This is a genomic window from Confluentibacter sediminis (assembly GCF_003258355.1).
Lineage (GTDB): Bacteria > Bacteroidota > Bacteroidia > Flavobacteriales > Flavobacteriaceae > Confluentibacter > Confluentibacter sediminis.
In genome coordinates, this window is sequence record NZ_QKPO01000010.1 from 44407 (window position 1) to 58340 (window position 13934).

17 protein-coding genes are annotated in these 13934 nt (G+C 32.2%); 14 read left to right on the plus strand and 3 right to left on the minus strand.

Annotated features, from left to right (window positions below; all coding sequences use genetic code 11):
* The first annotated feature begins 156 nt into the window (after window positions 1-156).
* From DKT72_RS09280 to DKT72_RS09305, 6 genes are all read left to right on the plus strand, one after another.
* Window positions 157-762, plus strand: coding sequence for a GNAT family N-acetyltransferase (locus DKT72_RS09280; protein ID WP_111308462.1), 606 nt, complete (start codon window positions 157-159; stop codon window positions 760-762).
* Window positions 737-1501: an exodeoxyribonuclease III gene (locus DKT72_RS09285; protein ID WP_111308463.1), complete on the plus strand. Its 765-nt coding sequence runs from the start codon at window positions 737-739 to the stop codon at window positions 1499-1501. Before DKT72_RS09280 ends, DKT72_RS09285 begins: the two co-directional genes overlap by 26 nt.
* Window positions 1502-1535: 34 nt before the next feature.
* The gene (locus DKT72_RS09290) at window positions 1536-2495 is read left to right on the plus strand and encodes an OmpA family protein (protein ID WP_111308464.1); all 960 of its coding nucleotides are present in this window, start codon (window positions 1536-1538) and stop codon (window positions 2493-2495) included.
* A gap of 110 nt (window positions 2496-2605) precedes the next feature.
* Window positions 2606-3637: an aldo/keto reductase gene (locus DKT72_RS09295; protein WP_111308465.1), complete on the plus strand. Its 1032-nt coding sequence runs from the start codon at window positions 2606-2608 to the stop codon at window positions 3635-3637.
* A 152-nt stretch (window positions 3638-3789) separates the two neighbouring features.
* A complete protein-coding gene (ypfJ, locus tag DKT72_RS09300) occupies window positions 3790-4686 on the plus strand; it encodes a KPN_02809 family neutral zinc metallopeptidase (protein WP_111308466.1) in 897 nt (298 codons plus the stop codon).
* Window positions 4687-4959: 273 nt separating this feature from the next.
* Entirely contained in the window at window positions 4960-5583 is a 624-nt protein-coding gene (locus DKT72_RS09305) for a reprolysin-like metallopeptidase (protein WP_111308467.1), read from the plus strand.
* A 63-nt stretch (window positions 5584-5646) separates the two neighbouring features.
* Here the strand turns inward: DKT72_RS09305 and DKT72_RS09310 are convergent, their stop codons facing one another.
* Together DKT72_RS09310 and DKT72_RS09315 are read right to left on the minus strand one after the other, a co-directional pair.
* The gene (locus DKT72_RS09310; RefSeq protein WP_111308468.1) at window positions 5647-7194 is read right to left on the minus strand and encodes an Rne/Rng family ribonuclease; all 1548 of its coding nucleotides are present in this window, start codon (window positions 7192-7194) and stop codon (window positions 5647-5649) included.
* A gap of 447 nt (window positions 7195-7641) precedes the next feature.
* Window positions 7642-7932 carry an HU family DNA-binding protein gene (locus DKT72_RS09315; protein WP_106660107.1) on the minus strand — a complete coding sequence of 97 codons (291 nt, stop codon included), beginning with the start codon at window positions 7930-7932 and terminating at the stop codon, window positions 7642-7644.
* A gap of 137 nt (window positions 7933-8069) precedes the next feature.
* Between DKT72_RS09315 and mutY the strand changes: the two genes are divergently transcribed.
* From mutY to gldD, 4 genes are all read left to right on the plus strand, one after another.
* On the plus strand, window positions 8070-9113 hold the full coding sequence (gene mutY, locus DKT72_RS09320; protein WP_111308469.1) for an A/G-specific adenine glycosylase: 1044 nt from the start codon (window positions 8070-8072) through the stop codon (window positions 9111-9113).
* An 86-nt stretch (window positions 9114-9199) separates the two neighbouring features.
* Window positions 9200-9652 (plus strand): single-stranded DNA-binding protein, encoded by a 453-nt coding sequence (locus tag DKT72_RS09325; RefSeq protein WP_111308470.1) that lies wholly within the window; start codon window positions 9200-9202, stop codon window positions 9650-9652.
* Window positions 9653-9704: 52 nt separating this feature from the next.
* Window positions 9705-11015: a gliding motility-associated protein GldE gene (locus DKT72_RS09330; protein ID WP_111308471.1), complete on the plus strand. Its 1311-nt coding sequence runs from the start codon at window positions 9705-9707 to the stop codon at window positions 11013-11015.
* Window positions 11008-11589 carry a gliding motility lipoprotein GldD gene (gene gldD, locus DKT72_RS09335; RefSeq protein WP_111308472.1) on the plus strand — a complete coding sequence of 194 codons (582 nt, stop codon included), beginning with the start codon at window positions 11008-11010 and terminating at the stop codon, window positions 11587-11589. The genes DKT72_RS09330 and gldD overlap by 8 nt, the downstream gene beginning before the upstream one ends.
* Before the next feature lie 16 nt (window positions 11590-11605).
* Here gldD and DKT72_RS09340 read toward each other — a convergent pair whose 3' ends face one another.
* On the minus strand, window positions 11606-12031 hold the full coding sequence (locus DKT72_RS09340; RefSeq protein ID WP_111308473.1) for a hypothetical protein: 426 nt from the start codon (window positions 12029-12031) through the stop codon (window positions 11606-11608).
* Between the two features lie 197 nt (window positions 12032-12228).
* Here DKT72_RS09340 and DKT72_RS18210 point away from each other — a divergent pair, with 197 nt between their 5' ends.
* The 4 genes from DKT72_RS18210 (at window position 12229) to rpmA (ending at window position 13738) form a co-directional block, all read left to right on the plus strand.
* Entirely contained in the window at window positions 12229-12399 is a 171-nt protein-coding gene (locus tag DKT72_RS18210) for a hypothetical protein (RefSeq protein WP_162623281.1), read from the plus strand.
* Window positions 12400-12413: 14 nt separating this feature from the next.
* Window positions 12414-12671, plus strand: a complete 258-nt coding sequence (locus tag DKT72_RS09345; protein ID WP_111308474.1) for a hypothetical protein — start codon at window positions 12414-12416, stop codon at window positions 12669-12671.
* A gap of 77 nt (window positions 12672-12748) precedes the next feature.
* A complete protein-coding gene (rplU, locus tag DKT72_RS09350) occupies window positions 12749-13438 on the plus strand; it encodes a 50S ribosomal protein L21 (RefSeq protein WP_111308475.1) in 690 nt (229 codons plus the stop codon).
* 39 nt (window positions 13439-13477) lie between these two features.
* Entirely contained in the window at window positions 13478-13738 is a 261-nt protein-coding gene (gene rpmA / locus DKT72_RS09355) for a 50S ribosomal protein L27 (protein WP_106660099.1), read from the plus strand.
* Window positions 13739-13934: the final 196 nt, after the last annotated feature.

Below are 13934 nucleotides of genomic sequence, written 5' to 3' on the forward strand. Positions count from 1 at the left end.
GCTTCATTGATACTTAAACTACAATATCCTTAAAACATTTTGTTAATAGATTTTGTTAAATCTGCCCAAAAATAATAGTGTGAAAGCAACGCATTATTTATTTTAGCTGAAATTAATCTGTTATCTAAATAATATGGATTGGTGTATGTAATAAGTATGAACTTAAATAATTTCTTTTCTTCTCAAATTATTCTTGAAAATGAGTTATTGATTCTACAACCTTTAGCGGAAATAGATATTGATGCCATAGAATCAATAAGTTATTCTGATGAATTGGGTGAATTTGGTAAAAGAGTAAAAAGTAGAAAAGATTTAGCTGAATATTTTGATTATTGTTTTAACTCTAAAAAAGCAAAGGAATTGTATCCCTTTATTATTTTTAATAAAACAAATAATAAACCTATAGGTATTACAATGTTTGGAAATATTAGTTTTCCTCATAAGAGATTAGAGATTGGTTGGACCTGGATAGGAGAACAGTTTCAAGGAACAGGGATAAACTATCAGTGTAAAAAACTTTTATTAGATTATTGTTTTGATGAACTAAGGTTAAGGCGAGTTGAATTTAAAATTGATATAAAGAACATAAGATCACAGAAGGCCATTGAGAAAATAGGAGCCATTAAAGAAGGGCTTCTTAGAAATTATAATATTCAATCTTATGGAGAAAGTACTGGTACTTATATTTATAGTATTTTAAAAGATGAATGGGAAGACATAAAACTAAATAAAAGTTATGAAAATTATATCTTACAACGTTAACGGCATTCGTGCCGCGATGAATAAAGGGTTTGTTAGTTGGTTGAAAAGTGCCAATCCAGATGTTATTTGCTTACAGGAAATTAAAGCCTTACAAGAGCAACTAGATTTAGATGTTTTTGAAGCAGCAGGTTATACATACCATTATTGGTTTAGCGCACAAAAAAAAGGTTACAGTGGTGTGGCCATTTTAAGTAAAATAAAACCCAATCATGTAGAATATGGCACAGGAATTGCTTCAATGGATTTTGAAGGGCGTAATCTTAGAGCTGATTTCGATGGATTTTCGGTAATGAGTTTATATTTGCCTTCAGGAACTAATGAGTTGCGTTTAGACCATAAACTAGAATATATGGATATGTTTCAAGAGTATATCAATAATCTAAAGCAAGAAATACCAAATCTTATTATTTGTGGAGATTATAATATTTGCCATGAAGAAATTGACATCCATAACCCAAAGGGATTAAGTAATGTTTCTGGGTTTTTACCTGTTGAACGTCAATGGATAGGAAATTTTATTAATAATGGTTTTATTGATTCTTTCCGACATCTCAATAAAGAGCCCCATAATTACACGTGGTGGAGCTACAGAGCCAATTCTAGAGCCAATAATAAAGGTTGGCGATTAGATTATGCCATGATTACAAAGCCGCTACAAGAAAAATTAAAAAGAGCCGTTATATTATCAGACGCTGTGCATAGCGACCATTGTCCTATTCTAATAGAAATTGAAAATTAATTTATAAATCAACAAACCTAATAACCCAAACAAAATGATTAAAAAAATCTCATTAGCAGTAATAATATTAGTGGTTGCTGCTTCTTGTGTATCACCAAAAGTGTATAAAGATTTAGAAGCAAAATACGCCGATTTAAAGTCAGAAAACAGAAAACTTTCAGATGACAATGAAGCCCTTTTAAGTGCAAAAACAGCTGCTCAAAATGAATTGAAGAAGCTGCAGGCAGAATACGATGCAGCTGTTTCAGAGCGCGACAGATTGCAAAGCGACTATAATGCCAGTAAAGCCAATTATGATGCCTTAAAAGCATCTTACGATGCGTTGGAAACGAATAGTTCTGCTGCCATTGCTTCGAATACAAAAAAGAACAGGGAATTATTGGCAGAATTAGAAGCAAAAGAACAAGCACTTGCTGCTGAAAATGCACGCTTAGAAAAACTTAAAAAAGAGCTACAAGACCGTTCGAACAGAGTGGCAGAATTAGAGAAAGTAATTTCAGATAAAGATGCTGCTATGACGGCATTGAAAAATGCGATTTCTAGAGCCTTAACCGATTTTGAAGGCAAAGGTTTAACAGTAGAACAACGCAATGGGAAAGTATATGTGTCGATGGAGAATAAATTATTGTTTGAATCTGGAAGCTGGGCCGTTGGGACCCAAGGTAGAAGAGCCGTTCAACAATTAGGAAGTGTTTTGGGCGAAAATCCAGAAATTGCTGTTTTAATTGAAGGACATACCGATAATGTGCCCTACCAAGGCAGTGGGCAATTAACAAACAACTGGGACTTATCGACCAAACGTGCCACATCTATCGTAAACATTTTAAGGGAGAATGCCTCTATAAACCCAGAAAACTTAACGGCCGCTGGTCGTGGTGAATATGCTCCTATTGCCACAAATAGTACGCCTGAAGGAAAAGCTAAAAACAGACGTATTGAGGTTATTTTAACACCGAAGTTAGATGAGCTTTCTAAACTATTGAACGAAAATTAGAGAGCATATAATTGGTGTGAATGATTTTAATTATTAATTTAAATCATTCACGATATTAATTGCCTAAATATTTTTAACTTTCAAGTTTTGTAAAATAATCTTAAATCCTAATGAAATACACAACATTACCTAATACGAATATAAAAGTTAGTAAACTATGCCTAGGGTCTATGACTTACGGCTGTCAAAATAGTGAAGATGAGGCACATGCTCAGTTAGATTATGCGTTTGAGCAAGGCATAAATTTTATTGATACTGCAGAAATATACCCTTCTCCAGCAATGGCTGAAACGCAAGGTAGAGCTGAAAAAATAATTGGAACATGGTTAAAAAAGACAGGCAATAGAGAAAATGTTGTTGTTGCAACTAAAATTGCTGGTACTGGAGATTACACAGCTCACATTAGAACCACAGGATTTAGTAAGAGTTCTATACATGATGCTGTAAATAGCGAGTTAAAACGATTACAAACGGATTATATAGATATTTTTCAACTACATTGGCCTGAACGAAACACTAATAGATTTGGAATTAGAAATTTCAATTTAGATTTGAATTGGAAGGATAATTTTTATGAGATACTTTATAATTTAGATGAAATTATTAAATCTGGTAAAATTAGATTTGCTGGTATTTCTAATGAAAATTCTTGGGGTACAATGCGTTATTTACAAGAATCTAAAAATAATAATTTGCCAAGAATGATAACCATTCAAAATCCGTATTCTCTATTAAACCGTGTTTTTGATGTAGATTTGGCTGAGGTATCTTTACGTGAAAATATCGGATTATTGGCTTATTCGCCTATGGCATTTGGTGTGCTTTCTGGGAAATATATTAATGGACAGGCAGGATATAATTCAAGATTAAAATTATTTCCTAGTTTTTCTCGATATAGTAGTGAAAAATGTACTGAAGCTGCTCTGCAATACCTTAAAATAGCTAAAGATAATAATATGACTTTAGCACAAATGAGTTTAGCTTTTGTAACCCAACAACCTTTTGTAACAAGTAACATTATTGGAGCCACTAATTTGGAGCAGTTAAAAGAAAATATAGATTCTATACATATTTCTTTAAATGAAGATGTTTTAGAGCAGATTAATAAAGTGCATGCAGTCATACCCAATCCAGCGACTTAGATTTGCTATTTGTAAAAAATACTATAATATCAATTAAAAATAAAAGACTTTTTAGATGATATAAATTAATTCTTCTAAAGTATTAAGCATATTTAAATTATTATGTAAATTCAAACACTGAAAAAAGCATACGTAATTTAATTTGTAGCAATATGAAATGGCAAGGTAGGAGACAAAGTTCCAATGTGGAAGATCGCAGAGGTCAAGGTGGTTCCGGACAAGGCTTTGGGGGTTTTAGCCCGTCACTATTAGGACCTTTAATTAAAATTCTTTTTTCAAAAGTCGGGTTGTTTATAGTCGGTGGCTTTTTGGTAGTGTCATTAATTATGGGTAAAAATCCACTAACCTTAATAAGTCAGTTATTAAGTGGTGGTGTTCAAACGGAATCTTCTGCTCCATATCAGCCTAGTGCTGAAGATGAAGAGTTAGCTCAATTTTCAAAGACTATTTTAGCTAATACAGAAGATGTTTGGAATACGCTTTTAAAAAATTATAGAGAGCCAACCTTAGTGCTTTTTACTGGTTCGGTGTCGTCTGCTTGCGGTTCTGCCTCTAGTTCTACAGGACCTTTTTATTGTCCAGGTGATGAAAAATTGTATTTAGACTTAAGTTTTTTTGATGATATGGAGCGTCAATTGAATGCGCCTGGAGACTTTGCCCAAGCGTATGTAATTGCCCATGAGGTTGGACATCATATCCAAAAAATAATGGGGACTTCAGATAAAATGAATCGATTAAGAAGTCAACTTAGTGAGAAAGAATATAATAAATACTCGGTGATGTTAGAACTTCAAGCAGATTTTTATGCGGGTGTTTGGGCACACTATTCTCAAGAAATGACAGGGATGATGGAGTCTGGCGATCTTGAAGAGGCTTTAAATGCTGCCAATGCGATTGGAGATGATCGCTTGCAAAAGCAATCCAGTGGGAGAGTCGTTCCTGACTCCTTTACTCATGGAACATCGGCACAACGTATGAGATGGTTTAAAAAAGGATTTGATACTGGAGATTTATCTCAAGGGGATACGTTTAGTGCTACTTCGTTATAAAAATTAATTTAGATATAATTAAAAACCCCTTACTTTTTAAAAAGTAAGGGGTTTTTAATTTGATTACCATTTTTATCAAAAAAAATATTTTTACGGTTTTCCCTCAACAACATTTTTATTATTTTGACAAAACGCATAATTTTCTTATAAGTAGTATAAATCTTTTTAATAAAATTCATTTAAAATTTACTACTAGAATTCTCTCACTATTTTTCTCCCTCTCTCATAATTAATAGTAATTAAATGAATTATTAACCTATAAATTTATTACTTATGAAAAATTATTTAAAAATTGGAATTCTACTTTTAGGAATTTTATTAATTGTCTTTTCTGTTCAAGGCTCACCGCGTCCATCTAAAATTGTTACTCAAAATGACAGGATTACTAATGTACAACATGAGTTAGGGCATAATTTAGGACTTGTGCATACAAATGAAATTAACGGTAACTTTCTACAAATTCCAAATACTCCACCCTCGGACTCTCAATCGGTTATGAATGTTAATAGTGTGCGCACAATTACTAATTTTAGCAATTATGATGGGATTGCTATAAATTATTTATTTCCTTGTCCATTAGCAACTACAGTTTTATTTTCTGGTCCAACTAATATGGGAAATAATTCTTCTGTAACTTGGACTTACGATGGAGGCGTGCCAAATGCACAATATTATAGATGGTGGTATAAAAAAATAGGAAGTTCTGGACCACCCATTATTATAGCGTACGGATCTACAGCTTACTTTGTAGCACAACCAGACACCTTTTATTCAAGTGGTACAACGTCTTATTTTGAAATATATTTAGAAGTAGAGGATACTAATGGTAATAGATTTACTAGTTCTACTGTCACTATTTTGAAAAGAGGGAAATATAAACTTGAAGGAGGTATTTAAGAATAGAACTTTCATAAAAAGCAAAAAACCCGCAAACTTTAAAAAGTAGCGGGTTTTTTTAAATTATTTAATTTGATTACCATTTTTATCAAAAAAGTGGTATTCTAAATATGTGTAAGCGTCTCTTGGTAAAACTTTAACCCATTTTTTATGTTCAAAATACCATTTTGAACGTATTGATGGAAAACCTTTTGTTAAAAAGGCTGCTATAAAAGGATGTGTGTTTAAAGTCAGCTTTTTATAGTCTTTTTTAAGTAATTGCTCTAGGTCTTGTTTTATTTTAAGTACAATTCCTATAGGGGCTTCAACCTCGGCACCATTCATAATACCGTCAGGGTTCTCCTCACGGGTTTCAATGTTCACTTCTGGTCGAACACGTTGCCTTGTAATTTGTATCAATCCAAATTTGCTAGGAGGCAATATTTTGTGTTTTGCTCTATCATCCTTCATTTCATCACGAAGGTGGTTAAAGAGCTGTTGCCTATTATCAGCATTGGTCATATCTATAAAATCAATTACAATAATACCTCCCATATCACGCAAGCGCAATTGGCGGGCTATTTCTGTAGCGGCTATTATATTTACTTCTAATGCTGTATCCTCTTGGTTATTGGCTTTGTTAGATCTGTTGCCACTATTTACATCTATAACGTGTAGTGCTTCGGTATGCTCTATAATTAAATAGGCGCCTTTTGCCATAGATACGGTTTTACCGAAAGAGGTTTTTATTTGTCTTTCAATTCCGAATTTTTCAAATATAGGAACTGTTGATTGATACAATTTAACTATTGATTCTTTGTTTGGTGCAATTTCTTGCACATAATCTTTAATTTGATAAAAAAGCTCTTCATCATCTACATGAATACTTGTAAAGGTGTCATTGAATATGTCTCGTAATATAGACGAGGCTTTATTCATTTCACCTAATACTTTACTGGGATGATGGGCTTTAATCAGTTTTTTACACATTGCGGTCCAACGACTAAGCAAATTTTGTAAATCTTTGTCTAATTCGGCTACTTTTTTGCCTTGTGCTACTGTGCGTACTATAATACCGAAACCTGGTGGCGTTATGCTTTTTACCAATCGTTTTAATCTGTCTTTCTCTTCTTTGTCCTCTATTTTTTGAGAAATAGAAATACGGTTGGAAAAAGGAACTAAAACAATATATCTTCCAGCAATCGAAAGCTCTGAGCTTATTCTAGGACCTTTGGTCGATATGGGTTCTTTTACTATTTGTACTAATAGCGATTGATTTGATTTTAAGACATCGGCAATTTTGCCGTCTTTATCAATATCTTTTTCAAATGGGAAGTTTTTTAAAGAAAAATCTTTTAGTTTACCTGCGCTTACATTTTTTGTGAATTTTAAAAGAGACGGAAGTTTTGGCCCTAAATCATGATAATGCAAAAATGCATCTTTCTCATACCCTACATTAACAAATGCAGCATTTAAACCAGGAACAGATTTTCTGATTTTGGCGATAAACACGTCACCAACAGAAAAGTTGTTACCCCCTTCTTCTTTTTGTAATTCAATAAGTTTTCCATCTTTTAATAAGGCAAAATCAACATGCTCAGAACTAGATCTAATGATCAATTCTTTATCCATTGAGTTAATTTTTATCCATACTTTCAGATTTGGGTTAAAAGTTAAAAGTTAAAGGTTAAGAGTTAAGAATTAAAAGTTACAAGTTACAAAGCTTTAAAGCTTATAACCATCAACCATCAATCACTAACCGTTAACCACTAACCGTTAACCATCAACCATCAACCAAACGGTACAGATGGATTATACATTATTTTCACAGGATTTTTTAAGTCCGTGGAGATCAATTCGCGTAAAAGTTTAATACGTTTCAAGACCTCATTTCAAAGAGCATTTTTTTAAATCGAAAAAAGTAGTTAATAAACTACTTCTTCGAATTATTTTTTCTTTTTGTGACGATTAGCGCGTCTACGTTTTTTACGCTTGTGCGTTGCAACCTTATGTCTTTTGCGTTTTTTACCACTTGGCATAAATAGTATATTTTTTGATTAATAATTTATTTTTAATGCGTTATTTTACTTCTACATTACCTTTAACACCTTCAACAAAAACTTTTGCAGGCTTGAATGCAGGGATATTATGTGCAGGAATTTTAATAGTTGTATTTTTAGAAATATTTCTACCAGTTTTTTCTGCTCTTGTTTTAATAATGAAACTTCCAAAACCTCTTAGGTAAACATTATCTCCGCTTTCTAAAGAAGTTTTAACTTCTTCCATAAATGTCTCAACAGTTGCTTGAACATCTCCTTTTTCAATTCCTAATTTCTCAGAAATTTTTGCTACTATATCAGCCTTCGTCATTTTTAATATTTTTTTTTAGTTATTATATATTTAAAAGGGATGCAAATATAGGAATTAAAAATTCAATATTTCAAACCTAATTCATTAAAATTTAAGATTATAAACGTTTATTTTTGTTTGCTTCATATATTTAGTCCATGACATTTTCAAAAATTATAACTAACTGGTATTCAAATAATAAGAGAAATCTTCCTTGGAGGCAAACTACAGACCCATATTATATTTGGCTATCAGAAATTATATTACAGCAAACTCAAATTGCACAAGGGTTACCTTATTATGAGTCTTTTCTTAAAGAGTTTCCTACTATTTTTCATTTAGCAAGTGCTGAAGAGAGCCAAGTTTTAAAATTATGGCAAGGTTTGGGGTATTATTCCAGAGCGAGAAATTTACATGCTGCTGCAAGAAATATAGCTAACAAACTTGATGGGGTTTTTCCAAACACATATAAAGAGTTATTAAAACTTAAAGGGGTTGGTGATTATACGGCAAGTGCTATAGCGTCTATTTGTTTTAATGAGGCAACGGCTGTAGTTGATGGTAATGTATATAGAGTATTATCTCGTTATTTTGGTATCGATACGCCAATAAACACGAGTAAAGGAGTTAAAGAATTTAAGGAATTGGCGCAAAAACTTATAGATAAAAAGAATCCTGCCGAATTTAACCAAGCTATTATGGAGTTTGGTGCTGTGCAATGTAAGCCCCAGAATCCTAACTGCACCATCTGCCCTTTTAAAGACAGTTGTGTAGCACTACAAAAAAATCGAATTGCTGAATTGCCTGTTAAAATTAAAGCAGCCAAAGCTAAAAAGAAGTATTTTAATTTTTTGGTTTTTTTATCGAATGATAATAAAACTATTTTAGAAAAGCGTAAAGGTAAAGGTATTTGGCAAAATTTATATCAATTTCCATTGGTTGAAACAGAGCAGGAAATGGATTTTGAAACTTTTAATGCATTAATTAAAACGCATCATTTATTAAAGGGAATTTCTTTTGAACTTTCGTTATATAATAAGGACTCAATAATTCATAAATTATCGCACCAACATTTATATACCAAATTTTGGATTGTAGATATTGATCAACATCTGGTTAATGGAATTCAGATAAGTGAAGTTCGTAATTACGCAGTACCCATATTAATAGGGAATTTCATAGAATCGTTTAATTTTCAATAGATTCCCATTAGCAATCATAATTTTTTATTAATTTTAAAAAAATGATAAGCAATTGAGTAATTTTGCTTTTATATAAAAAAACGATTATGTCAGGTACATTAAATAAAGTGATGCTAATTGGGCATTTAGGTGATGAGGTGAAAATGCATTATTTTGAAGGAGGCGGTTGTGTTGGGCGTTTTCCGTTGGCAACTAATGAAACCTATACTAGCAAACAAACGAATGAGCGTGTTACAAATACTGAGTGGCACAATATAGTGGTAAGAAATAAAGGTGCTGAAATATGTGAAAAGTATTTAAGTAAGGGAGATAAGGTTTATATTGAAGGTAGGTTGAAAACCAGAAAATGGCAAGATGAGGCTGGACAAGATCGCTATTCGACTGAAATTCAATGTACCGATTTTACATTTTTAACCACTAAAAAAGAGAGTGAAGGAAATACAGCCTCGAATACTGCAAGTGTGCAAAAGCCAGATGTAGTAAAACTAAAGGTTAACGAGCCACCCATTGAAGATGAAGATGATGACCTTCCTTTTTAAAAATTGAAACATTTGATTTACTTTTATTATTTGTTTAACTAAAACCAAACATTTGGATCCTGACCCCCTGAGTTTTAAACTATTAATGATGACTGTTGATTTTTCAACTGTTAGCGGATTTGTTTTACTATTTATATTGTTGGCGTGTTCTGCGGTTATTTCTGGTGCTGAAGTAGCTCTGTTTTCCCTTACCAGAACCGATATTGAGGATGGACTTGATAAAAAGTCCAAACGCATCCAAATTATATCAAAGCTTTTAGAGCGCCCTAAAAAATTATTGGCCACCATACTTGTTGCCAATAATTTTATAAACATTGCCATTGTTATTTTGTTCTCCTTTTTAGGAAGTGTGTTGTTTGAGCAAATTACATCTACGGTTTTAAGATTTTTTATAGAAGTTGTTATAGTTACTTTTTTAATCTTATTATTCGGAGAAATTTTACCCAAAATTTATGCTAGTAGAAACAAAGTAAAGTTTGCTACGTTTATGGCATATCCGCTAAGTGTTTTAGATGTGGTCTTGTCCCCATTAAGTTTGCCTATGCGAAGTGTCACGATTGCCATTCATAAAAAATTAGGCAAGCAAAAAACTAATTTGAGTGTGAATCAATTATCGCAAGCACTTAAATTAACTAGTGAACACGATACGACTAAGGAAGAACAAAAAATATTACAAGGCATTGTGTCCTTTGGTAATACAGATACCAAGCAGGTAATGCGACCAAGAATAGATATTTTTGCGCTCAACATTGATCAAAAATATTCTGAAATTATGTCAGAAATAATTGCCAATGGTTACTCAAGAATACCTGTTTTTAAAGAAAATATAGATCAAATTGTCGGCATTCTTTATGTGAAAGACTTGTTACCATATATAGATAGAAAACAATTTGATTGGACAACTTTATTGCGTGAACCGTTTTTTGTTCCAGAAAAGAAAAAGTTAGATGATTTAATGGCTGAGTTTCAAGAGAAGAAAGTGCACTTAGCTGTGGTGGTTGATGAATATGGAGGCACATCTGGATTGATTTCTTTGGAAGATATTATTGAAGAAATAGTTGGAGATATTAGTGATGAGTTTGATGATGAAGATTTAACCTATTCTAAATTAGATGACAACAACTATGTTTTTGAGGGCAAAACAGCATTAAAAGATTTTTATAAAATTTTAAAAATTGAGGATAATGCTATTTTTGAAGATCACAAAGGTGAGGCTGAGACCATAGCAGGTTTTGTACTAGAAATTTCTGGAAGTTTTCCTAAACAAAACACTAAAATAAATTTCAAAAATTACGTTTTTGCGATAGAAGCTTTAGATAAAAAACGAATAAAGCTTGTAAAATTGACCCTTCCTAATGACTAAATTTTTTTATTTTTTATTAATACTTACTATCTGTTATTCTTGTGGAGATCATGTTATGCCAAAGCCTAATGCCTATTTGCGACTAGAATATCCAGAGGCACAATATACAGAAGCTCATGTTGAATATCCATTTTCTTTTGAAGTAAATAAATTGGCAACAAAAATAACAGCTAAACCCATAAGAAGCACAACCGAGAGTTATGGTGTTAATATTGAATATCCATCATTAAAAGGCACCATATTTTTAACCTATAAATCTATAGATAACAACCCCGATAATTTAATTTCATTTTTACGGGATGCTCAAAATTTTACTCAAAAGCACACCATAAAAGCAGATGAAATTCCTATGTATCCATACGAAAACAAAGAAAAAAAAGTATATGGAATGTTTTCTGAGGTAAAGGGTAATGTAGCATCACCTGCGCAATTTTATGTGACCGATAGCATCCATCATTTTTTAACGGGCTCGCTTTATTTTTATGCCAAACCCAATTATGATTCTATTTTGCCCGCAGCAGATTATTTAGAAAAAGATATTAGGCACATTATGGAAACGATAAAGTGGAAATAATTGGAAGTTAACTATATTATTTTAAAAGGTTTTGGGCATTTGTAATGCTTGAATTCATTTTATCTCGTAATGTTTTTATTTTTGCTTCTTGTTCGTCTAAAGTTTTCTGTTTTTCACTGCTCAATTCTTTTCCGTTTAGAATTTCATCAGAATCAAAGTACTCACCAAAATCTTTCATCCAATCCATCATGTCTTTATGAGAGTCTTTCAAATCTCTACTGGCATTTACAAGCACTTCAGTAGAGTCCGTTTCCTTTATCTTTACATCAATTTGGCTTATTAAATTACCAATGGTTCCCATTTTCGGCATGATTTCATCATGAACAGCCAAAACCTCTTGCATTTGAGATTTTTCAGTAGTTGATTCTTTCTTCTCATTTTTACAGCTTGTTGCTGTAAGTAATACAAACATGGTAACAATTGTAAATTTTAAAACCTTCATTTTTATCGAATTTTATTAAAAAGCAAAGTTAATAAATAAAGCAGATAGACTTAATGCTTTATTTATTGAACTTTTTGTTTCAATATCCGTATTGAATAGCAAATAGCTCATTATTAAATATTTAATTGTAAAAAAATTATTAAAAGATATTTTTTTTACGAGCTTTAGTAGATAAATAATTCTTAAAATTTCGTGCTATGAAATCTTCTGCATCAGTGGCTCTTAAGTATGGGGTTTTTACAGCAATGACATTAATTATATATTTTTTGGCATTAAAATTAGTCGATCTTCATAATAATCCTTGGTTTAGAATACTAAATGGCCCTATTATGGCTTATGCCATTTATATAACCATTAAAAAATTATAAAAACGGCAGTGGTAATGAATTCGATTATGGAAGTGGTTTTAAAACCGGACTTATTACTGGTTTTGTTCGCCTTTTTTATGTGTATTTATATATTTTATCTAGATACCACCTTTACTAACAATGTACTTAAAAATTGGTTCTCTGAATTTGATTACGGAAGTGGTATGTTGGTGTTTATTATCTTAATAGAAGGATTGTCCTCTACACTGGTTTTAACACTTACTTGCATGCAACTTTTTAAAAACAGCAGAAATATTCTTCAAAATAAATAAAACATTTGCAGTTTAATTAATTAGCAGTATATTTGCACTCATTTTTGAACAAAATTAATTAAATAAAACGTTACGCTATGTACGCAATTGTAGAGATAGCAGGGCAACAATTTAAAGTTGTAAAAGACCAAAAAGTTTTTGTTCACCGTTTACAAACTGAAGAAGGAAAGCAGGTTGCTTTTGATAATGTGCTTCTTATTGGTGATGGTGACAATGTAACTGTAGGCGCCCCAGCTATAGACGGAGCTCAAGTAGGAGCAAAAGTCTTAAAGCACCTTAAAGGTGATAAAGTTATAGTTTTCAAAAAGAAAAGACGTAAAGGATACCGTGTTAAAAACGGTCACCGTCAATTTTTAACAGAAATTATAATTGAAAGTATTGCTGCTTCGGGAGCTAAAAAAGCTGCCAAAGTTGAAAACGAAGGAGCTAAAAAAGCTGCACCAGCTAAAACTGAGAAAAAAGCCGAAGTTGCTGCACCAAAAGCAGAAGCTAAACCAACTGCTAAAAAAGCAACAGCGAAAGCTGACGATTTGAAAAAAGTTGAAGGTATTGGACCTAAAATTGCTGAAACATTAGCAGAAGCAGGCATTACTACTTTTGCAGAGTTAGCAAAAATGGATGCTGCTAAAATTTCTGAAATTATCTCTGGTGTTCGTGGAAATCACGTTACAGATACTTGGCCAGCACAAGCTCAATTAGCTGCTGATGGTAAGTGGGATGAATTAAAAAAATGGCAAGATGAATTAAATGGCGGTGTAGCTGAATAAGCAAACCGTATAAGTTTAACAATATAAAAGCTTAAGACAATGGCACATAAAAAAGGAGTCGGAAGTTCGAAGAACGGTAGGGAATCAGAATCAAAACGTCTAGGCGTTAAGATTTTTGGTGGTCAAGCTGCAATAGCTGGAAACATTATCGTAAGACAAAGAGGAAATACACATCATCCAGGTGAGAATGTATATTCTTCAAAAGATCATACATTACACGCTTATGTTGACGGTGTTGTGAAATTTACAAAGAAAAAAGATAATAAATCTTATGTTTCTATTGAGCCTTTTGAGGTTTAATAAATTAATTTCTTTAAAATATTTGAAAAACCCTTTCTGGAAACAGGAAGGGTTTTTTATTTAATCTTCATCAGAGAGAGCTAGACATTCTGAAGTCCACATATTCGAACCTCTCTTTCATGTTCCCAAAGTTAGTACCCATTTTATTCGTTCCCTATTCTTTCCTATAAAATAGAGCATATGCCCTATTTCATGG